The organism is Blautia sp. AF19-13LB (genome assembly GCF_003479105.1).
GTDB classification, from domain to species: Bacteria; Bacillota; Clostridia; order Lachnospirales; family Lachnospiraceae; genus Fusicatenibacter; species Fusicatenibacter saccharivorans.
The window spans coordinates 79,258-99,949 of the sequence record NZ_QUGO01000001.1 but is presented as its reverse complement, the minus strand read 5'-3'; the positions used below and the strand labels follow the sequence as shown (position 1 = coordinate 99,949).

20 protein-coding genes and 1 tRNA gene are annotated in these 20,692 nt (G+C 49.9%); 3 read left to right on the top strand and 18 right to left on the bottom strand.

All coding sequences use genetic code 11. From position 1 onward, the window contains the following. Positions 1-49 precede the first annotated feature (49 nt). Both DWX32_RS00590 and DWX32_RS00585 read right to left on the bottom strand, forming a co-directional pair. Positions 50-2,119 (bottom strand): LTA synthase family protein, encoded by a 2,070-nt coding sequence (locus tag DWX32_RS00590; protein ID WP_118594690.1) that lies wholly within the window; start codon positions 2,117-2,119, stop codon positions 50-52. A gap of 31 nt (positions 2,120-2,150) precedes the next feature. Further along, a complete protein-coding gene (locus tag DWX32_RS00585) occupies positions 2,151-2,924 on the bottom strand; it encodes a DUF6062 family protein (protein ID WP_117509116.1) in 774 nt (257 codons plus the stop codon). A 237-nt stretch (positions 2,925-3,161) separates the two neighbouring features. Between DWX32_RS00585 and DWX32_RS00580 the strand changes: the two genes are divergently transcribed. Then, a complete protein-coding gene (locus DWX32_RS00580) occupies positions 3,162-3,395 on the top strand; it encodes a helix-turn-helix domain-containing protein (protein ID WP_118659117.1) in 234 nt (77 codons plus the stop codon). Positions 3,396-3,483: 88 nt separating this feature from the next. Here DWX32_RS00580 and metA read toward each other — a convergent pair whose 3' ends face one another. The 12 genes from metA to nrdR all read right to left on the bottom strand — a co-directional run bounded on the left by metA (position 3,484) and on the right by nrdR (position 14,524). Continuing rightward, positions 3,484-4,416: a homoserine O-acetyltransferase MetA gene (gene metA / locus DWX32_RS00575; protein ID WP_055228462.1), complete on the bottom strand. Its 933-nt coding sequence runs from the start codon at positions 4,414-4,416 to the stop codon at positions 3,484-3,486. A 151-nt stretch (positions 4,417-4,567) separates the two neighbouring features. Beyond that, positions 4,568-6,523 carry an NAD-dependent DNA ligase LigA gene (ligA, locus tag DWX32_RS00570; RefSeq protein ID WP_055228463.1) on the bottom strand — a complete coding sequence of 652 codons (1,956 nt, stop codon included), beginning with the start codon at positions 6,521-6,523 and terminating at the stop codon, positions 4,568-4,570. Continuing rightward, complete coding sequence (locus DWX32_RS00565) at positions 6,520-7,221, bottom strand: pseudouridine synthase (protein ID WP_117801207.1); 702 nt, start codon at positions 7,219-7,221, stop codon at positions 6,520-6,522. Before DWX32_RS00565 ends, ligA begins: the two co-directional genes overlap by 4 nt. 75 nt (positions 7,222-7,296) lie before the next feature. Further along, positions 7,297-8,175 carry a hypothetical protein gene (locus DWX32_RS00560; RefSeq protein ID WP_118659116.1) on the bottom strand — a complete coding sequence of 293 codons (879 nt, stop codon included), beginning with the start codon at positions 8,173-8,175 and terminating at the stop codon, positions 7,297-7,299. Between the two features lie 144 nt (positions 8,176-8,319). After that, positions 8,320-8,392: transfer RNA gene (locus tag DWX32_RS00555), tRNA-Arg, on the bottom strand. A gap of 127 nt (positions 8,393-8,519) precedes the next feature. Then, positions 8,520-9,431, bottom strand: a complete 912-nt coding sequence (locus tag DWX32_RS00550) for a DUF5688 family protein (protein ID WP_147342012.1) — start codon at positions 9,429-9,431, stop codon at positions 8,520-8,522. Positions 9,432-9,699: 268 nt separating this feature from the next. Further along, positions 9,700-10,257 (bottom strand): elongation factor P, encoded by a 558-nt coding sequence (gene efp, locus DWX32_RS00545; protein WP_022462517.1) that lies wholly within the window; start codon positions 10,255-10,257, stop codon positions 9,700-9,702. An 84-nt stretch (positions 10,258-10,341) separates the two neighbouring features. After that, a complete protein-coding gene (locus DWX32_RS00540) occupies positions 10,342-10,866 on the bottom strand; it encodes a YqeG family HAD IIIA-type phosphatase (protein WP_117801204.1) in 525 nt (174 codons plus the stop codon). 74 nt (positions 10,867-10,940) lie between these two features. Beyond that, entirely contained in the window at positions 10,941-11,828 is an 888-nt protein-coding gene (locus tag DWX32_RS00535) for a patatin-like phospholipase family protein (protein ID WP_117800823.1), read from the bottom strand. Positions 11,829-11,932: 104 nt separating this feature from the next. Continuing rightward, positions 11,933-13,291, bottom strand: coding sequence for a citrate/2-methylcitrate synthase (locus DWX32_RS00530; protein WP_117509174.1), 1,359 nt, complete (start codon positions 13,289-13,291; stop codon positions 11,933-11,935). A 130-nt stretch (positions 13,292-13,421) separates the two neighbouring features. After that, positions 13,422-14,057, bottom strand: coding sequence for a DUF3786 domain-containing protein (locus DWX32_RS00525; RefSeq protein WP_117509119.1), 636 nt, complete (start codon positions 14,055-14,057; stop codon positions 13,422-13,424). 14 nt (positions 14,058-14,071) lie between these two features. Further along, entirely contained in the window at positions 14,072-14,524 is a 453-nt protein-coding gene (nrdR, locus tag DWX32_RS00520) for a transcriptional regulator NrdR (protein ID WP_022462512.1), read from the bottom strand. Between the two features lie 142 nt (positions 14,525-14,666). Here nrdR and DWX32_RS00515 point away from each other — a divergent pair, with 142 nt between their 5' ends. Continuing rightward, positions 14,667-14,918 carry a YlmC/YmxH family sporulation protein gene (locus tag DWX32_RS00515; RefSeq protein WP_022462511.1) on the top strand — a complete coding sequence of 84 codons (252 nt, stop codon included), beginning with the start codon at positions 14,667-14,669 and terminating at the stop codon, positions 14,916-14,918. On the opposite strand, the gene DWX32_RS00510 is transcribed toward DWX32_RS00515, so the two are convergent. The 3 genes from DWX32_RS00510 to DWX32_RS00500 all read right to left on the bottom strand — a co-directional run bounded on the left by DWX32_RS00510 (position 14,919) and on the right by DWX32_RS00500 (position 19,152). Next, complete coding sequence (locus tag DWX32_RS00510) at positions 14,919-15,224, bottom strand: acylphosphatase (RefSeq protein ID WP_022462510.1); 306 nt, start codon at positions 15,222-15,224, stop codon at positions 14,919-14,921. Positions 15,225-15,251: 27 nt separating this feature from the next. After that, complete coding sequence (locus DWX32_RS00505) at positions 15,252-16,418, bottom strand: GNAT family N-acetyltransferase (RefSeq protein WP_117509120.1); 1,167 nt, start codon at positions 16,416-16,418, stop codon at positions 15,252-15,254. A gap of 193 nt (positions 16,419-16,611) precedes the next feature. Continuing rightward, positions 16,612-19,152, bottom strand: coding sequence for a heavy metal translocating P-type ATPase (locus tag DWX32_RS00500; protein ID WP_117509121.1), 2,541 nt, complete (start codon positions 19,150-19,152; stop codon positions 16,612-16,614). 253 nt (positions 19,153-19,405) lie between these two features. Between DWX32_RS00500 and DWX32_RS00495 the strand changes: the two genes are divergently transcribed. After that, positions 19,406-20,293, top strand: a complete 888-nt coding sequence (locus DWX32_RS00495) for a LysR family transcriptional regulator (protein WP_117509122.1) — start codon at positions 19,406-19,408, stop codon at positions 20,291-20,293. A 99-nt stretch (positions 20,294-20,392) separates the two neighbouring features. Here DWX32_RS00495 and DWX32_RS00490 read toward each other — a convergent pair whose 3' ends face one another. Beyond that, positions 20,393-20,674, bottom strand: coding sequence for a hypothetical protein (locus DWX32_RS00490; protein ID WP_022462506.1), 282 nt, complete (start codon positions 20,672-20,674; stop codon positions 20,393-20,395). Between the last annotated feature and the right edge of the window lie 18 nt (positions 20,675-20,692).

The following is a 20,692-nucleotide window of genomic DNA, read 5'->3' as shown; positions in this document are numbered from 1 at the left end:
GAGTATAGTCTACCATAGATTTCCGTTTTCTGGCAAGTAGGGAAAGCCCTTATTCTTCGTCTTTTTCACCGGAAATTGTAAAAAAGCTGTCATCCCGGTCTTTTTTGTCGATCAGTTCATTGTACTGCAGGCATTCATACTGCCGTTCGTACTCGAGATCCTCCTCCGGCGCATCGCTGTCGTTCCAGCGGTACCAGGTTCCGTCACTTGCTAAAAAGCCGAGGTGATTGAGCGCCGGCATCTTCTCGCGCAGGTCAAGCAGATACTCGTTGTACGGCGTCAGTTCCAGGCCGGTAAGGCTTAACGCATAGCTTGAGAGATAGTTTGTGCTGATCCAGACATTGCTCTCGGATTTCATGCTGTAGTTGGTCCAGATGAAGAACGGGGTTCCATAGAACTTCTCCTGATCCTCGACCGAAAGATTCTGATAAGCGTCTCCGGCAATCCATGTTTCAAACGCATCCGGCAGTTTCGGGGAATGATCGCCGAACATAATGATCATCGTCGGCTCGTCCACCTGCTGGAAATACCGGATCAGATAGGAAATTGCCTCATCGGAAAGCTTTAACAGGGAGAAATACTGATCGGCCTCATCACTGTCGTAGCCGTTGCAGTTGATATCTGCCTGGAAATAACGGTTCGTGTAGCCGCTGTGATTCTGCATCGTCACATCAAAGAGGAAGAACGGGCTGCCCGGCTCCTTGTTCTCGTAGGTTTCCACGATCTTCTCATAGTTCGCCTGATCGCTGATCATGCCGCGGTACCGCTTGGCCGTATCGGAGAACTGATCAATCGAGATGAAATCATCAAAATCAAGGAAACGGTATGCCGTGCTCCGCTTCCAGTTTGTCGCCTTGTTCGGATGCATCGCAATTGCCTGATAACCCTGGTCTTTTAACGTCGTGACAAGGGAATACTGGCTGTGCGTAAAGTAGCTGACGTACGGCACCATGCCCGGGAACCGCTTGCAGGAGTTTCCGGTCAGGAACTCATACTCCGTTTTTGCTGTTCCGCCGCCCTTGGTACACGTCAGCGTGTGCCCTTTGATGATATTTTCGGTCAGCGAGTCGAGGAACGGCATGTAGCTCTCGCTCGTCTGCGGATCGCCGACGGAACGGTAGTCAAACCACGACTCGTTCATGATCGCGATGATGTTGACGGGTGTCACGCTATCCGCATTATCTTTTCGAAGATCTTCTGTTTTCGTCTCTTTCTCGCTCGTATCGGCAATCGCTGTCACTTCGTCTTTCGAATAGCCGTCCGGCGGTGTCAGGCGCATGTATTTGGCGACCGCGGTAAAACCGACTGTCGTTCCGTACTGGCGGTATGTCTTCGCCGGATTCCAGAGGTCACTGATGACACCGAACTCGGCGTTCCAGTTCAGATTCATGTACGCCAGGTATGTTCCGAGCGTCAGCGCAGCAGCAGCCACGCGGAGCAGAATTTTATTTCTCGTTTTCCGTGCAAAACGGTATTCCCGGCTCTGCAGCCAGAGGCGCACAACGAGCATCATCGTGATAAACGAAGTCACGATTTCACCTGTGATCTCGAATTTGTAGCCGCCGACTACGTCCGCCGCCGTCGCAATGCTGTACAGGTCGATGAGCTGGAACGCTTCTCCGCGGAACAGATAAACATAGTAGAATACCAGACTCATGCAGAAATAAAAGATGTTCATGAAAATCATCGCGCGGCGGATGGAGTTCAGAAAGAGGGAAACGAGAATGGAAAGTACGAAAATGACACCGATATTCAACAACGCATAATACCATTTCATCTCCCGGAACTGGCTGTTTGTGACAAATTCCAGTGTGGCAAACAGATAGGCTGCGTTTGCCAGCATCAGAATCGGCTGTTTCCATCCCACATAGCGCGGTTTTGGTTTCTGGTCCGGCTTTGCAGCAAACCGGCAGAAACTGACAACTGTCGTCAGTATGATACACGCCAGCAGGCACGGGAACAGAAAGTGAATACTCCACTCCCGGTCTGCCGCCGTCGTATCCAGCAGCGGGCGCGCCAGAAACAGCAGCACCGCCAGCACGCCGAAATACAAAACAAGAAACGCGCACCGGGCGCGCTCCTTTTGATTCTCTTTTAATCTCTGATAAAACTTCTGCATCGAAACTTTATGCTCCTTTTATAAACAAGAATTATAATCCTTCCGTAAACGGCTCGTCCGCCGGATAGCCGCCGCCTAATTTTTGCATACAGCGCTGGATGGAATCTTTTGAATTTCCCCAGTCCTTATCCTTGTTGCGGTAATCGAATTTGTCAGTAAACCATGTTACCTCTTCCTGCAGCCGCTGGTAATTTTCTTTCATGATTTTGAACAGAGTCGGGTAAAATTCCGCTTTCTGTTTATCATTCAGCTTTTTCTCCGCCGTTTCTACCAGATCCGCAAAATGCGGCAGACAGAAGCCTTTTCCCTCGCGGAACAGTCTTGCAAACTCCTCGTCTTTTTTGTAGAGATCAAAGAACGTATCAAGATAGCGGTTATAGTTTGCCTTGAAGTGATCGCAGACGTAGCACGAATGCGTCTTCTCATCAATCCACTGGCCGATCGCAGTCTCACGGCCCTGTTTGTCGAGGGATGTCTTCTGCATCCGCTTGAACACCGAGGATTTTCCCGGTGCAAACAGATCCATCTGTGCGGCAAGCTCCTGGTTCAGTTTTTTCAGATGGGTGGATAAAATCAGACCGCTTCCGAGACGGTTTCCGTAATCGTACATCATTTTATAGTGGTGGCGGCAGAATCCCATCGCGTCTGTTTCCGCACGCACATCATCCTCCATATAGGATGCGCCGGAACCGAGCGCAAACGAAATCGCATGCTGCTCTGCTTCCCGCTCCAGATAGCAGAACGGGCACTCATCTTCCGCCTTGAATGCATCCATCAGCGGAATGGTATGGATCGACTCTTTCATATGCAAAAACCTCCGATTTTATTTGTTGGTGCTTTCTACAGCATACACAAAAACCTCTCATTTGTCAAAAGAACTCTTTTTCCTGTTTTCCTATTATTCTGATGGATAATTTCTATATTTTGCACAATTTACATGTGCATTATAAAAATTTAAAGTTGTTTCTTTTTGGTATTTAATCGTTTAAGATAAATATTATATAAGTCTTTGTATCACTCTGTTCAGAAAGGAGCCATAGCAATGGGAGAACGTCATACGGAGGAGATGCGCCTCCTCGGTCTTACCATCGCTTTTTATCGCAGAGCACGCGGATTAACGCAAAGTGAGCTTGCCGAAGCTGTCCAGATCAGCCGTACACATATGAGCAACATCGAAGCGCCAAACAGTCATACCTCTCTGTCTCTAAACAAGCTGATGGATATTGCGGAATCACTCGAAATTCCGCTGAAAACATTATTTGATTTCAAACGGTAAGCCCGGAAAGCTTTCCGTTTTTTATAGCAGATTTTTACAGCAACCCCCCGCAGCCGGTGTGCGCCCGGTGCGGGGGGCTTTTTCTCTCTTATTTTCCCGAAAAATCCGGAGTTCCGTCAAGATTATACGGGGTCACCTGGTATACATAGTAGTTCAGCCAGTTCGTGTACAGATTGTTCGCATGTGACCGCCATAAAAGCACTGGTTTTGTATTTGGATCGTCGTTTTTATAATAGTTCTTCGGAATCTCAATCGGGAGTCCTTTGTCTTTATCGCGGTGGTACTCGCCGTCGAGCGTCATACGGTCGTACTCCGGATGACCCATCACAAAAATCTTTCTTCCCTCTTCCGCCATGCCAAGATAGAATCCGGCTTCGTCGGACTCTGCGAGAATCGTGACATCTTTGCAGGCACGGATATCGTCGATCGGTACTTCTGTGTGGCGGGAATGCGGTGCCAAAAACTCGTCATCGAAGCCTCGCACAAGCGGGATCTTGCGGTTGTTGACTTTGTGCCAGAACAGCCCGAATTTCTTCTCCGGAAGCATCCGTTTCTTCAGTCCGTAGAAATGATACAGACTCGCCTGGGCTCCCCAGCAGAGGAACATCGTGGAGGTAACGTGTGTGTTCGTCCAGTCCATGATCTTTGTCAGTTCATCCCAGTAGTCAACTTCTTCAAATTCCATCTGCTCGACCGGTGCACCGGTGATGATCATACCGTCGTAATAATTTTTCCGCACATCCTCAAATTTCACATAGAACGTGTTCAGATGGCTGGTCGATGTATTTTTCGCCTCGTGGCTTGCCACCATCAGAAAGGTGACATCAACCTGCAGGGAGGTGTTGGAAAGGGAGCGCAGAAGCTGCAGCTCGGTATCTTCTTTGAGCGGCATCAGATTCAGGATCATAATCTTCAGCGGACGGATGTCCTGATGAACCGCTCTTGTCTCGTCCATGACGAATATATTTTCGCTTTCGAGTATTTCTTTTACAGGTAAATCTGCCTGAACTTTAACCGGCATATTCTTTTTCCTCGTTTCTATTCTTCTTGATCTGCCGCGCTTTTCTCTGCGCAGACAGGCGGTTTGCTTTTTCCGGCAGGAATTTCTGCCGTCTGTTTCCGATTATAGCAGATTCCCGCGCGGGATGCAAACCGCCTTTGCAGATATTTCGTTATTCTTCTGTCATCTTCAGAAATTCCTCTTCTGAGATCACCGGCACGCCGAGTTCGCGCGCTTTCCGGTTTTTGGAGGAACTGGATGTCGTGTCGTTGTTGATCAGATAGCTCGTCTTTCCCGTTACACTTCCGGTGGCTTTTCCGCCGAGCTCCTCGATTCTTGCCTTTAATGCATTCCGGTTCGGGAAATGTTCCACACTTCCGGTGATAACGAAGGTAAGACCGGCTAATTTCTGTTCTTCCTGGCTTGCCTGCGGCTTCTCAATCGTCAGATACGACAGAAGGCGCTCAAGGCGTTCTTTATTTTCCTCATCCGCAAAGTAATCCACGATGCTTTTTGCAATCACTTCTCCGACACCGTCGATCTGCGCGAAATCCTCCGCCGATGCATTCCGGATCCGGTCGAGATCGAAATCGAAGGCTTTGCAGATCATTCTCGCGTTTGCAAGACCGATATTTAAGATGCCAAGTCCGAAAATCAGACGGGGCAGCGTTGTGTTTTTCGCGCGCTCGATGCTGTCGATCAGATTCTGGTATGATTTTTCACCGAAACCGTCCATCTCCACAATCTCGTCGCGGTAGCGGTCGAGACGGAAAATATCGGCAAACTCACGGATGAAGCCGTGGCCCACGAATTTTTCGAGCGTTGCCTCCGACATGCCGTCGATGTTCATCGCGTCGCGGCTTACAAACAGGGTGAATGCCTTCATGAATTTTGCCGGGCACTCCGGATTCGTACAGTAGAGGGTCTCGACATTATTCATCATCTGAATCCGGGTGGCACCGCCGCAGGCAGGACACGTTTCCGGAATATCGCGCACGCCGCTTCTCGTCAGATTCTCTGAGATCTGTGGAATGATCATGTTTGCTTTGTAGACAAGGATTTTATCACCCACACCGAGATCCAGCGAACGCATGATACTGATGTTGTGGACACTTGCGCGGGAAACCGAAGTTCCTTCCAGCTCGACCGGCTCAAAAACCGCAACCGGATTGATGAGACCGGTTCTCGACGGGCTCCACTCAATTTCAAGCAGAGTGGTCTCCTTCTGTTCATCCGCCCATTTGAAGGCGAAAGCGTTCCGCGGGAATTTCGCGGTTGTGCCAAGTGATTCTCCGTAGGCGATATCGTCATACAACGCGACAAGGCCATCGGACGGAAAATCGTTTGTCTCGATTTTCGTGGAGAAATATTGCATCGCCTCGTCGAGGTTATCTTTGGTGACAACCTTGTATTCCACCACCTCGAAGCCCTGCTCTTTCAGCCACTCCATCTGACGGATTCTGGAATTTTCGAAATCCTGTTCCGGAGCGCTCACAAGCGCAAATGCCATAAAATGAACGTGGCGTTTTGCCGTAATCTCATTGTTCAGCTGGCGCACAGAACCGCTGCAGAGGTTCCTCGGATTCTTGTATTTCGCATCGACATCCTCAATCTCCTCGTTGATCTTCTCAAAATCGGAATAGCGGATGATCGCCTCGCCTCGCAGAACCAGCTCTCCCTGGTACGGGATTTTTAAGGGAATATTTTCAAACACTTTTGCATTGTTCGTGACAACCTCTCCGATCACGCCGTTTCCACGGGTGACGGCCTTTGCGAGGGTACCGCCGCGGTACGTCAGAACGACGGTCAGACCGTCCATCTTCCAGGATAGCAGCGTTTTGTGATCCCCGATGAAGCTGCGGAGCACTTCCACATCTTTCGTTTTATCAAGGGAAAGCATCGGCGACTCGTGCGCTTCTTTCGGCAGTTCGTCCATCGCCTCGTAGCCGACTTTTGTGGTCGGGCTTCCGGCGAGTGTTACGCCTGTTTTTTCCTCTAATACCTGCAGTTCGTCATACAGCGTGTCGTACTCCAGGTTGCTCATGATCTCCCGGTCTTCCTGGTAATAGGCTTTTGCCGCTTCGTTCAGCTTTTTGACCAGTTCCTTCATCCGTTCTGTCTCGTTCATCGCTTTTCCTCCCCGATCTGCTTTTTCAGTTCTGCTAATTCTTTTTCCGTTAAAGGGCGGTACTCCCCTGTTTTCAGGTCTTTCAAGTGAATATTCATGATCCGCACACGTTTCAGCTTTGTGACACGATATCCTAATGCTTCGCACATCCGCCGGATCTGACGGTTCAGCCCTTGCGTCAGAATAATCGTAAAGCTGCGCTCTCCCGTTTTCTGGATCCGGCACGGGCGCGTCACGGTATCGAGAATCGGCACGCCGGATGCCATTTTTTTCAGAAATTCCGGTGTAGTCTCTTTGTTTACCTCGACCTGGTATTCTTTTTCGTGGCGGTTTCTGGCACGCATGATACCATTTACAATCGCACCGTCGTTCGTCATCAGAAGGAGGCCTTCAGAATCTTTATCGAGTCTTCCCACCGGATAAATCCGCACCGGGTAGGACAGATAATCGATGACGTTGTTTTTCTCCCGTTTTTCCGCAGTACAGACGATGCCGCGCGGTTTGTTGAAGGCGAGATAGACTTTTTTCTCCTCCGGGACAACGGTTTTGCCTTTCACAACAACAACGTCGCCAGGCTCCACCTGCATGCCGGTTTCCGCGCGTTTTCCGTTTATAGTAATCTCGCCCGCTTCTGTCAGACGGTCCGCCTCCCGCCGCGAGCAGACGCCCGCATCACTTAAGTATTTGTTTAAGCGCATGGTTTTATCCTTCCAAAAAAGCAGTTTCATAAAAACCAGAAACTGCTTTTTTTGTTTTGTATTATTCTATTGTTCCTACTGAATGCTCTCTACATATGCTCTCAGGGAAGCATCTGCATCGAGTGCATTCTGATAATCGTTCTGAACCTGTTCGATCAGATTTTTGACTTCTTCGTTTTCGAGCGCCGCTTTCATAGCCTCGGTTACGGCCGCATCGCTGTCGGTATCATCCATGATTTTCAGGCTGCCGTCTTCTGTCGTGTAGAGATAATACTCCGAAAGCATCGGCAGGGTCTGGTTGATTCCCAGATATTTGCATCTGCTGCTGACAAACGCGATGTACGTTCCGTCATTTGGACCGCTGATCGTGTAGGCCTTTACATCTCCGTATGACTCCACATCGCTTTCTGCCTCAATCTGCGCCTGCTCCTCCGCGGTCAGATTATCTGTTACTGCAAAAAGACCGTTGATATTCCTTGCACCGAGCGCGGTGTAATACTGCTCCAGCACGGTGCTTACTTCCGGGACATTGTCCGCGGCAAAGGAGACAGCCGTATTATCGGTATTCTCTGTATTACTGGTATCGTCTGCCGCTTCCGGCTCACTTGTCGGCTCAGCCTCTGCATCCGGCGCGCTGGCAGTATCGGTACTGGAAGCATCTGCACTGGAATCATTCGCGGAATCCGAAACGTCCGATGAAATGCCTGTGCTGTCCTCAGAATCTGCTTTGCTGTCTGCTTTTACCTGTGTCTTTTTATCCGGCACATTGTTTCCGGTGCTGCTGCTTGTTACGGTTCCGCCGCTCGATTTTCCATCGTTTTTTGGTGACACCAGATGAACGATGAGAAGAACCGCTGCCACAATCAGGAGAATTGCTCCGATCAGAAGCATGTAGCGCAGATTATCGGAAATCCATTCCCGGATTTTATCTTTTGTTGTCATTGGTTTTGCCATATTTTTCCTCCTTCATCAAAACTGATCCGCCGGATCAGTTATTGATATGCTCAGTAAGCAAAAAAACCTCTACTTCACACCGAAGCAGGGGCTTTCCTTATCCTGCGCCGGTCCTGCCCGCCGCAGCATGCCATGTAGCAAAAACGCGTCTGGAGGGATTCGAACCCCCGACACACGGTACCGGAAACCGTTGCTCTATCCCCTGAGCTACAGACGCTGATGTGATCTGTTTTCTCAACCACACTATGATAGTTTACCACAGACTCCTGCAATTGTAAAGTATTTTTCCCACCCAGCCGCCCATTTTTTTCTTAAATTATTCGCAGACTATTCTGCCACACAGCTTACGTTTCTTCCTCACACAGCGTCAGTTCCCCGCTTTCCCGGTGGTAATAATAAACGTGATCCGACAGAATCTCCTGCGGCTTGACCGTCTTTTCATTCACGTCCCGTACCATGTCGGAAAGACACTCCTCCGGGAACACATCATAATCCGGAATCACCATGCACTCGTGGATACTGCTCGGAATCACATAAAGACTTGCCTCAAAGCGCTGCGAAAGACTCTCCAGCACGCCGGGATAGCACATGCAGATTGCACCCAGCTTTCCTCTGCGGTTGCTGACCAGGTAAAACTGTTCCGCCAGCGGACCAAGCTCGAACCGGGGAAACGTTACTCCGTACTCCTCTTTCAAATACACCATAAGGCTGTCTGTGCGCACCGGCAGATCCCGCAGGGTGTTCTCCCAGGCACGGGCATCCAGCTCCTCCGCCGAAATTCCCCACAGCTCCCGGTGCGTCTCGTGGATCAGAATTGTCGCATCCGGCACGCGGTTTCCCCGCATCTGGTAATAGTACACGACCGCGAGATCGAGAAATTTTCTGTGCGGAACTTCGGAGAGCAGCGTACGGTTTTTCTCCGCATGAATGAGCTCGCAGTAGATCTGCGGCGCAGCATTTTTCCAGTTGGTAAAAAAGGCAGCTTTCTCCGGTCTTCTCGCCTCCGCTTCCACCTTCCGGTACTGCTCCAGTACCTTTTCTGCAATCTGAGAAAGCGGCACGCCCTGCAGACAGCATTCATACAGAAGCTCCACGTAGATCGTCGGTGCAATCCAGTCCTTCTTTCTGCTGATGACAAACGCCTCTTTTTCGATACCGTTCAGCTTCTGCACCGATTCTACCTTCACCTCAAAATCATCGCCGGCTTTTCTTTTCAGCAGCGCGGCAAGCTGCTCTTTGAACATCTGATAGTCCATTTTTTCCCACCTTTCCTGTTTGATTGCCTTTTGTATTTTTGCTTTACGGAACAAAAAAGCTCCGGAAAACACAACTTAAAAACCTCTGTACAGATCTGTATATGCCAGAGATTCGTTGGTTCGCGGAACTTCGAACGATGAGAAAAACGGGCCCGGGCTGCTTCCGACAGCCTTTATCAGCCATTTTTCAGACGAATATTCTATTTATTTAGAAAACCGTGTCCGCCACAAAGAAAGTTGTGACGGACAACGGCGGGAACAGTCTTACTTATACACGGGACAGATATTCACCTGTTCTGGTATCAATTTTGATTTTGTCTCCCTGGTTTACGAACAGCGGAACGCTTACGGTAGCACCAGTCTCAACGGTAGCCGGTTTGGAAGCACCCTGTGCGGTATCTCCCTTGAAGCCTGGCTCAGTCTCGGTGATCTCAAGCTCTACAAACAGAGGCGGTTCGATTGCGAATACATTTCCGTTGTAGGAACATACTTTAACCATTTCGTTTTCTTTTACGAATTTCAGAGCATCTCCGATGGTCTCTTCGTTCAGAGCGATCTGCTCATAGTTTTCTACGTTCATGAAGTAGAATAAATCGCCATCGCTGTACAGATACTGCATGTCTACACGCTCGATACGAGCCTGCGGGAATTTCTCGGTCGGACGGAAGGTACGCTCTACTACACCACCGTTGATGACATTTTTTAATTTGGTTCTTACGAATGCAGCTCCTTTACCAGGTTTTACATGCTGAAATTCAAGAATCTGAACGACCTGACCATCGATCTCGAGGGTAACGCCGTTTCTAAAATCTCCTGCTGAAATCATTCTGATTTTTCCTCCTTAACATAGTACGATGCGCCAAATGCGCACCATAGGCTTATCTTATAATATAATATTTTTCCCGATTTTTCAACTGTTTTTTTTCGTAATCCTGCCGCGGGCCAGATCACGCTCATAAAAGAACAGTACAATGTGTTCCAGATACCGTTTCAGAACGATCTGAATTTCCTCTTTCGGATCGATCGGCTCGGTCAGAATATTGTAAAGTCCGGTCCGTTTTGCACCGTACACATCGGTGAAAAGCTGATCCCCGACAAAGACCGCCTGCTCCTCTTTGATCCCCATTCTCCGGCATGCCTCCTGGTAGTTTTTCACCGAAGGCTTGTGCGCATTTTCGATATAGATAGAACCGACCGCATCGGCAAACGGAGCCACGCGCGGTTTCTGATTGTTGGAAAGCAGACAGGTGGAAAAACCAGTCTCCCGGAGAGACGCAAAGAACGCAGCCGCCTCCTTCGTCGCCGGCGCACCGTGCGGAACAAGCGTATTATCGATATCAAAAATCACGCCCCGGTATCCTTTCCGGTACAGATCCGCGTAATCGATCGTATAGGCACTTTTTTCTCTCCGGTCCGGGTAAAACATCCGCATCAGTATAGTTCCCCGGTTCTTCTGGTTTTTTCCACTCATCTTCTTTCTCCAATCCTCTTTTCGTTTATACAGTAACTTTATTCTTCTTTCAGAAACTCCTGCAGAGCCTCAAAATTTGCTTTCATCTGGTCATAGCCGTGCTGGTAAAATTCCCGCAGCCTCTCCTCGTCCTTTTCGAGACGCGATACCGCCGGTATCTCCGGGCGGATCACAAAGACGGAGCCTTCTTCTTCCCATTTTTCGATGCATTCGAGCACCTGGTTATAATGTTTCGCACGGTTTACAAGCGCACGCACGAGATTCGGGTATTTGCGGAATGCCGCCACATACAGCTCCCAGCCTCTCGTTCCCTCTTTTTTGCGGTAACCGAAATTCCGTGTCAGAATAATGACATTTTTTCGGTGTCCCGTCTTTAAGGAACGAATAATCGGGATCGAATCGGCAACACCGCCGTCGACGTACTCGTTTCCGTCGATCTCCACCATCGGGCAGGCGATCGGCATGCTCGATGATGCACGGCCAATTGCAAGCAGACGTTCTTTATTTTCGCGGTCATCCAGATATTCCGCGCGTCCCGTCTCACAGTTTGTCACAACCAGCTCACACGTCTGCGGCGATGCAAAATACGTATCAAAATCAAATGGAAAAATCTCATACGGATACCGTTCGAACACCATATCCATGTCGAGCAGTGCTTTTTTCTCAACGATTGTCTTGATATTCTTATTGACGTAGCGGTTTTTCTCATCCGTGACAATCATACAGTCCCTCGTTCTGCCAATCTGGCGCGATACATAGTCCAGCGCATTGCAGGCTCCGGCGGAAACGCCGATCACATGAGGGATATAATACTCCTGCTCCATCAGAAAGTCCAGCGCTCCTGCTGTAAAGACGCCGCGATTGGCCCCTCCTTCCAGTATGACTGCTCCGGATTTTGTTATGCTGTAATTTTTTGTCTCATTCATTCTCCTGCACTCTCCTATTTTTCACAATGACACATTACTTCCTGCACAGAGCAATGCCGGAGCAGATCGGAAAATCCCGACACGCTCCGGCCCTTCTGCCTGTTTTATCTGTTTTCCAGCGGAACATAGTCCACTTCATCTTTGACACTCTTGTACGCCGGGCGGATGATCTTGTCGGTGTTGATCAGTTCCTCCATCCGGTGTGCACTCCAGCCGACGATACGCGCGCAGGCGAACATCGGGGTGTAGAGCTCCAGCGGAAGATCCAGCATGCTGTAAACGAAGCCGCTGTAGAAGTCGACGTTTGCGGATACACCTTTGTAAATATGGCGCTCCTCGCCGATGATCTTCGGAGCCAGTTCCTCGACCATAGCGTACAGCCGGTAATCTTTCTCTCTGTGTTTTTCTTTTGCCAGCTGCTCAACGAAGGTCTTGAAGATGCGCGCACGCGGGTCGGAAATGGAGTAAACCGCATGGCCCATACCGTAAATCAGACCTTTCTGGTCGAACGCCTCTTTGTGCAGCAGCTTTCTTAAGTAATTCGATACTTCTTCCTCATCCGTCCAGTCTTTGACGTGTGACTTCATATCGTCGAACATCCGCACAACCTTGATGTTTGCACCGCCGTGCTTCGGTCCCTTTAAGGAGCCGAGCGCCGCTGCAATTGCGGAGTACGTATCGGTTCCGGAAGAAGAAACAACATGTGTTGTAAAGGTTGAGTTGTTACCGCCGCCGTGCTCCATGTGGAGGACGAGGGCAAGATCGAGGATCTTCGCCTCCAGCGGGGTGTATTTCTGATCCGGGCGGAGCATCAGCAGAATGTTTTCTGCGGTGGAAAGCTTCTTCGACGGATTGTGGATATATAAACTTTTTCCCTTGATATAATGGTTGTACGCCTGATAGCCATAGACGGACAGCATCGGGAAAACAGAAATCAGGTTAATGCACTGGCGAAGCACATTCGGAAGGGAGGTATCATCTGCGTGGTTGTCGTACGCGTACAGGGTCAGAACGCTTCGGGACAGAGTGTTCATCATGTCCTTGGTCGGCGCTTTCATAACAACGTCACGCACAAAGTTCTTCGGCAGGGACTGCTGCTGTTTTAAAATCGTCTTAAAATGCTTAAGCTGCTCTTCATTCGGCAGATTTCCAAACAGGAGCAGATAAGCGACTTCTTCAAATCCCATACGGTTTTCACTCAAAAATCCCTGGGTCAGTTTTTCCACGTTGATGCCGCGGTAGTACAGACGTCCGTCACACGGTGTTTTGACGCCGTCAATGATATCCGAAGACACAACGTTTGAAATCTGTGTCAGTCCCGCAAGGACGCCAACGCCGTTGACATCGCGCAGTCCGCGTTTTACATCGTATTGCCCATACAGCGAAACATCCATTTTGGAGTTATCCAGACAGATGTTTGTCAGTTCCTCTATTTCCGGTGTTACTTTCATGCTAAAAGCCATATGCATTCCCCTTTCTCTTCTCTTTTTTTACTCACTTTCGCTCATTATAGCATTAAACCAAGGGATTCGTATACTGAAATTTTTATAAACATTCGAAAAATTTTCGTAAGATTTTGTCTCACAAAAGGTATCAGGCTTCTGTTTTACATGCATCGAAGGCTTGATCCAGTGCGTCCAGGAAATCTCCCATCACGTAATACAGCGTCTCAAACCGCAGATAATCGAGGACGTTTTCATCCCACATAAACTTCAGCACCGGCGGGAATTCCTCATCGGACTCCCAGAACTGGAAGACGAGCGGCAGAAACGGAAAGACATGAAAAACAAAAGCAGCGTCTCCCGGGAAATATGGTTTTCCGCCAAGGGAAACGCATGCTTTTTTCAGCTGTTCCACATGCCCGTCATACCGTGCGGCGCGGCTGTCGTGAACGCCGGACGCAATCGTGCGGCCTTTGATCGTTCCCTTTAAGGAATTGGTACGCGCATACGTGCCGGCGAGCACAATCTCCTTCTTTCCGCAGCAGAGCAGGTCGAAAATCGTCAGCGTCTCATTGAAACTGCCCTGATGTACATGAAGAAAATGGTCTTTTGATCCCTCTACAACGCCGGTATGGCGGTTCACTCTCCATTCTTCAAAAAGATACGGCACATAGAAATAATCGCCATCAAACGCAAAGCCATACTTTCCTTCGATCTCCTTCTGATCGTATGTCAGAAAACGTTCCTGCATCTGATCACGCATTTTAATATAGTTCGACACTTCCATTTTTTTGCCTCCCGCTATTTGTCGAGCATCTTTTTCAGCTCGTCCATGAACGTGTTGACGTCCTTGAACTCACGGTAAATCGACGCAAAGCGGACGTACGCCACCTGATCCAGGTCTTTTAAGTAATGCATGACCTTCTCTCCGATCACAGAGCTTGGAATCTCGCGTTCCTCGCCGTTGAAAAGCTCCGTCTCCACCTTGTTGACCATCTCGTTGATCTTCTCGGCGGACACCGGCCGTTTGTGGCAGGCGCGCAGGATACCGGTCTCGATTTTCGAGCGGTCATACTGCTCGCGGTTCATATCTTTTTTGATGACGATCAAAGGGATCGTCTCCACTTTTTCGTATGTCGTAAAGCGTCTGCCGCAGACATCGCACATCCGGCGGCGGCGGATCGCATTGCTGTCTTCAATCGGGCGTGAATCCACAACCCGGGTATTATCCTGATTACAAAATGGACATCTCATATCTTTCGTCCTCGTTTCTAAATAAGTATTTCGGAAAGTTTTCTACTTTTACAGTATACGCATTTTTCCGTGAAATTCAAGTCAACTGCAGCAACATTTTCGCATATGTTTTTCCATAGGAATCAGTAAAAAGGAGCACCGCATGCGCGTTGTAGATCTCCGCCAGAAAGAAGTTATCAATATCTGCACCTGCAAAACGCTCGGCTGTCCGATTGATGTGGAATTCAATCCAAAAACGGGACATCTTACCGGACTCGTTCTTCCGGGTCCTGTGAAATTCTGCGGCTTTTTCTGCCACGGCGAGGATTTTGTGATCCCATGGGACCGCATCTGCCAGATCGGCAACGATATCATTCTCGTCGAAATTCCGGAAAAAGAGAAAAAACAGCCCTGATCAACGGATATGAAAACCGAATTCCGATTCCAGCGGAATCTTCGTCCATTTTGCATCCGTGATTTCGATGTAGCTGGAGGTGCGGATCCTTTTGATCATCTCCGTGATCGTCTCCTCATCACCCTGCACCTCCATCTCCACCGTCTCATCCCAGCAGTTTCTCACCCAGCCTGTCAGCCCGAGCTGGTAGGCAGCATAATACGCCCGGTAACGGAACCCCACGCCCTGCACCTGGCCGTAGAAAATCACATGGTACCGGATTTCTTCTTTTTCGTCTCTTCTGTCTCGTTTCGCTGTCTCGTTCATATTTCTCTGCCTCCCAACAGTCATTGCCTAAAATTCGTCTGCCGTCGCACAGTACAGCGGAAGCGGGAACCAGTCGGATGGAATGTTCTTCCAGATTTCAGATGGAACCTTGCTTCCCTTACTTGCCAGCGGTGAAAGAAGCAGTTCCTGCGCCTGCTCCCGGTTGAGTACATCTGCCCCCGGATGGGCTTCCCGTGTCACGGTCACAGTTCCATCTTTTACCGTCACGGTCAGCGGCTGTCCCTCCAGTACGGCAGACCACGTTCCATCGCTGATGCCCATCGTCTCTGCTTTCATGGTCAGCATTGCCTCGATGACGTCTGCAAATTGGAAAATACGGTACATCGCGGAACCGCAGCGCTCTTTTGTGAAGCTTTCGCAGACTTCCGATAACGCTGCTGCTTTTCCGGTCTCATACACCGGAATGGAAATGAAAAGAGAGTCAAGCGCATTTTCTTTTAAATAAGCGGCAAGTGCAGGAACGAAATCCTGTTCCTCCAACACTTCTGCTTCCACAACCTGGTTTCCGCCGCAAAGTGCCAGATATCCGATCCGCTCACCGTTTTTCCAGATTGCAATTGCCTGCTCGCCGAACGTTTTCAGGCAGGCTTTCACATCCTCTCTTACCACGTAAAGCGGTTTTTCCTCATTCAGCTTCTTTGCAAAGGCTGCCGCCTCTTCGTCCGCTTCGCCGTTTTCCGGAAACAGCGGCGCAAAGGTGTAAGCGGAGAGTTCCCCGTTTTTCCAGGTATGGCGCACATTTGCCACATCCAGGTAAAACGTGTATTTTTCACTTCCCGGCGTAAAGCCAAAGTAGGCATACCGCTGTCTCTGGCCGTCCAGTGCCAGAAGATCACACGTTCCTTCCAGATCCGTAATCCAGTCGCCAAGAAGACGCTTCATGTGGCCTTCGCCCCTTGCCTTTGGATGCACGGAAACGCTTCCCACATATCCTGCGCGGAGCAGCTTACCCCCTGCTGCCATTTGCTGCGGAAGCACCGCAATCTCGGCCCGGAGTCTGCCGTTTTCCGCAACAGCGACGCGGTGGATCCGTGCCATTTCCGGTCCTGCCTGATAAACCCTTGGAATTAACTGCTCAAAGTCGTGCGGACGGTGTGCCGTGCTGAACACGTAGTTTGCAAGTTCGATGCAGTCCTCCCACTCTTCCGGCTTTGCAAGTCTGTACTCTGTCATAATGTAAAAACCTCCTGATCCTAAAAACCCTTTTGTTTTTGCTCTTCTTTTTCTCTATCCTAACGGATTTTTGTCCTTTTGTCACGAAAATTCCGAACAAATTGCAATATTTTTGCTATATCTGGTAAAAAAAAGAAACGCGCCCGGAAATTTTCATTCCAGGCGCGTTTCCCTTTTCTCAACGTTTCCTGTTTTACTGGATTCCTTTTACGGTGTAATCCTGTGCCTCTACGGCTGTTTTCAGCACATCGTCTGATACAGGAGCTGTCAGTGTTACAACGGCTGTTCCTTTTTCATGGCTTACTTCTGCGGATGCAACACCCTCGATTGCCTCAAGTGTTTTCTTCACTCTTGCCTCGCAGTGGCCGCACATCATGCCCTCGATTGTCATGGTTTTTACCATTCCCTGTTCTGTTGTCATGTTCAGATCCTCCTTTAGAATTTCGTTTTTGATTCTTTTATCTTTTGACGCGTCGTGCATCCGAAACAGATTCAGACGCAGGGCGTTTGTCACAACGCAGAAGCTCGAAAGGCTCATCGCCGCCGCACCGAACATCGGGTTCAGCTTCCAGCCGAACAGCGGGATCCATACGCCCGCAGCCAGCGGAATACCGATGATATTGTAAATGAAGGCCCAGAACAAATTCTCGTGAATGTTCCTGAGGGTCGCACGGCTTAAGCGGATCGCTGCCGGTACATCGGAGAGGCGGCTCTTCATCAGGACAACGTCTGCCGCATCGATCGCGATATCGGTTCCTGCTCCGATGGCAATACCGATATCCGCACTGGTCAGAGCCGGTGCATCGTTGATGCCGTCTCCTACCATCGCTACTTTTCCTTTTTCTTTCAGGCGGCTGATGACCGCTTCTTTTCCATCCGGCAGAACGCCTGCGATGACTTCGTCCACACCTGCCTCAGCGCCGATGGCACGCGCGGTGCGCTCATTGTCTCCGGTCAGCATCACGACACGGATTCCCATATTCTGCAGCTCTTTCACCGCACGCGGGCTGTCCTCTTTGATGACATCCGCAACCGCGATCATACCGAGCATCTTTCCGTCTTCACTGAAGAACAGCGGTGTCTTTCCTTCTTCGGAAAGTTTTGCTGCCTGCTCTTCCATCTGTTTCGAGAGAACCGCTTTTTTCGTAATCAGTGCGCGGTTGCCTCCGCAGAGCTCTTTTCCGTTCCGTTTTGCCACAAGGCCGTTTCCAGGAAGCGCAGAGAAATCACTGACTTCTTCGCGGGCCAGGCCTTTTTCCTCTGCAAGTGCAAGAATCGCACGGGCCAGCGGATGCTCACTTTTCTGCTCCAGTGCAAAGGCACCTTTTAAAAGCTCCTCCTCACTTACACCGTCCGCCGGGACAAGATCGGTTACCTGCGGCTCTCCGCTTGTGATGGTTCCAGTCTTATCGAGTGCAACGATCTGTGTTTTTCCTGTCTCCTCGAGAGAAACTGCGGTTTTGAACATCGTTCCGTGTTTTGCTCCCATTCCGTTTCCGACCATGATCGCAACCGGTGTTGCAAGGCCGAGCGCACACGGGCAGCTGATAACGAGAACGGAAATACCTCTTGCAAGAGCAAAGCTGACGCTCTCTCCTGCAAACAGCCAGATCACAATCGTAGCAAGTGCAATGCAGATAACGGCCGGCACAAAAATACCGGAAACTTTATCGGCCACTTTGGCGATCGGCGCTTTTGTCGCTGCCGCATCGCTGACCATCTGAATGATCTGGGAGAGTGTTGTGTCTTCTCCGACTCTCGTCGCCTCACAGGTCAGGAAACCGGACTGGTTTAAGGTCGCCGCCGATACGCGGTCGCCGGCCTCTTTATCCACCGGAATACTCTCGCCAGTCAGCGCGGATTCGTTGACGGCACTCGTTCCCTCCAGGACAACGCCGTCCACCGGAATATTTTCGCCCGGGCGGACGATGAAATGATCGCCCTTTTTCACCTGATCAATGCCGACTTCCACTTCTTTTCCGTCTCTTAAGAGAACGGCGGTCTTCGGAGCCAGCTTCATCAGACTCTTTAACGCATCGGTCGTTTTTCCTTTGGAAATCGACTCCAGCATTTTTCCGACGGTAATCAGGGTCAGAATCATGGCTGCGGACTCGAAGTAAAATTCATGCATATAGCTCATGACTGCATCCATGTCCCCCTGTACCTGCGCTCCCGTCATGGCAAACAGGGCGTAGACGCTGTATACAAACGATGCGGTAGAACCAAGCGCTACCAGCGTGTCCATGTTCGGTGCTTTATGCCAGAGACTCTTGAAACCGCTGATAAAGAATTTCTGGTTGATGACCATGACCGCAATGGTAAGCAGGAGCTGTACCAGTCCCATTGCGATGTGATTTCCTTCAAAGAATTTCGGCAGCGGCCATCCCCACATCATATGGCCCATGGAGAAATACATGAGCGGAATCAAAAGAAGAACGGAGCTCAACAGACGGCGTTTCATGACCGGTGTTTCCTTGTCTTTCAGCATCTCTTCGTATTCTGCTGTGGAAGCCGACTGTGATGTGCTTCCCTTCTCGCCTTTTTTCGACGCACCGTAGCCTGCATTTTCCACGGCGGCAATAATCTCTGCCGGGGAGGCCGTTCCCTCCACGCCCATGGAATTTGTCAGAAGGCTGACTGCGCAGGATGTGACACCGGGTACCTTTGACACGGCTTTTTCGACACGGGTCTGGCAGGCGGCGCAGCTCATGCCGGTTACATTGTACTGTTCCATCGTATGTCTTCCTTTCTGTAGTTCTGGATTTTCTATTTCATATACCCTAATGGGGTATCTTGTTTTCTTCTACACTATATACCCTGTCCGGGTATTTTGCAAGTGTTTTTTCAAAAAATTTCCACTTCTCTTCTGCCATCCCCCGCACAATCCGGCCGGACCATCCTCAGAAATCCCTTGACAACCCGGCGCATGTATTTTATATTGAAGCAATCATGGATGATTTTTTCTTCTTCATCCTTCGGAGGTTTTTATGATTACATATGATTATTATCGCATTTTTTACTTCGTAGCACAATATCACAGCTTTACAAAAGCCGCGGAAATTCTGAAAAACAACCAGCCCAACATCACACGGTGCATGAACAATCTGGAAAGTGAGCTTGGCTGCAAACTTTTTATCCGTTCCCACCAGGGTGTCACACTGACAGCGGAGGGCGAAAAGGTGTATGAGCGTGTGGCCGTTGCCTACGAACAGCTCCGCACGGTTGAGGAGGAGCTGGCTCTTGAGCGGTCTCTTGAGAGCGGCCTTATCACAATCGGTGCGAGTGAGACGGCACTTCGTCTGATGCTGCTCTCCCGCCTGGAGCACTTCCACACCCGCTATCCGCACGTCCGCCTGCGCATCTCCAACCACTCGACGCCGCAGGCCATCCAGGCGCTCGAAAACGGTCTGGTCGACTTCGCAGTCGTCACAAGCCCGGTGGAAATCCGCAAACCGCTGCACAAGATCCCGATTTTCCCATTCCAGGAAATTCTGATCGGCGGATCGAAATATGCATCCCTTTCCGCAGAGCCGCATCATCTCGGCGAATTGTCAGAATATCCTTTTATCTCGCTTGCCAAAGACACCGGCACGCGGGAGCTGTACGCCGAGTACTTTCTGAATCACAACCTCGCCTTCCACCCCGATATGGAGGCGGCGACAACGGATCAGATTCTTCCTATGGTCGAGTATAACCTCGGCATCGGATTTTATCCGGAGGAGCTGGCACGCGATGCCTTAAAGAGCCGTACCGTCTGTCGGATTCCGCTCATCGAGGAGGCCCCCAAACGTGAAATCTGTCTTATCATCAACCCGCGGCAGCACCAGAACGCGGCGGCAAAAGAGCTGATCGAGGAGCTTCTGGAACGCGTATAAGATTTTATGAACTTTTGTTTGAAACAGAAAAAGACCCTGTCTACCGGCGAACGGAACATCGCTGCTCCATCCTTCCCGTATACAGGGTCTCTTTTTTATTTATGCCTGCTGTCCGGCAATCTGCTCTTTTTTATGCGGCATGGCAAATACCATCGCCGTGTAGGAAAGCATTGCGCCTGTGATGTAGAAGAACATCAGAAATCCGCTCCGGTTCAGCACAGCGATGCGGACAATTCCAATCCAGAAACCGACGTTGGACGCCAGGGAGAACACACGCGCAAACATCATGTTTTTCTCCTCACCCTTTGCCAGGCGGACGATCAGCAGCAGCATGGCCGCTGAAAAGAATAGTGTCATACAGCACTCCAGAAATACTTCCATTTTTTCAGCCTTCTTTCT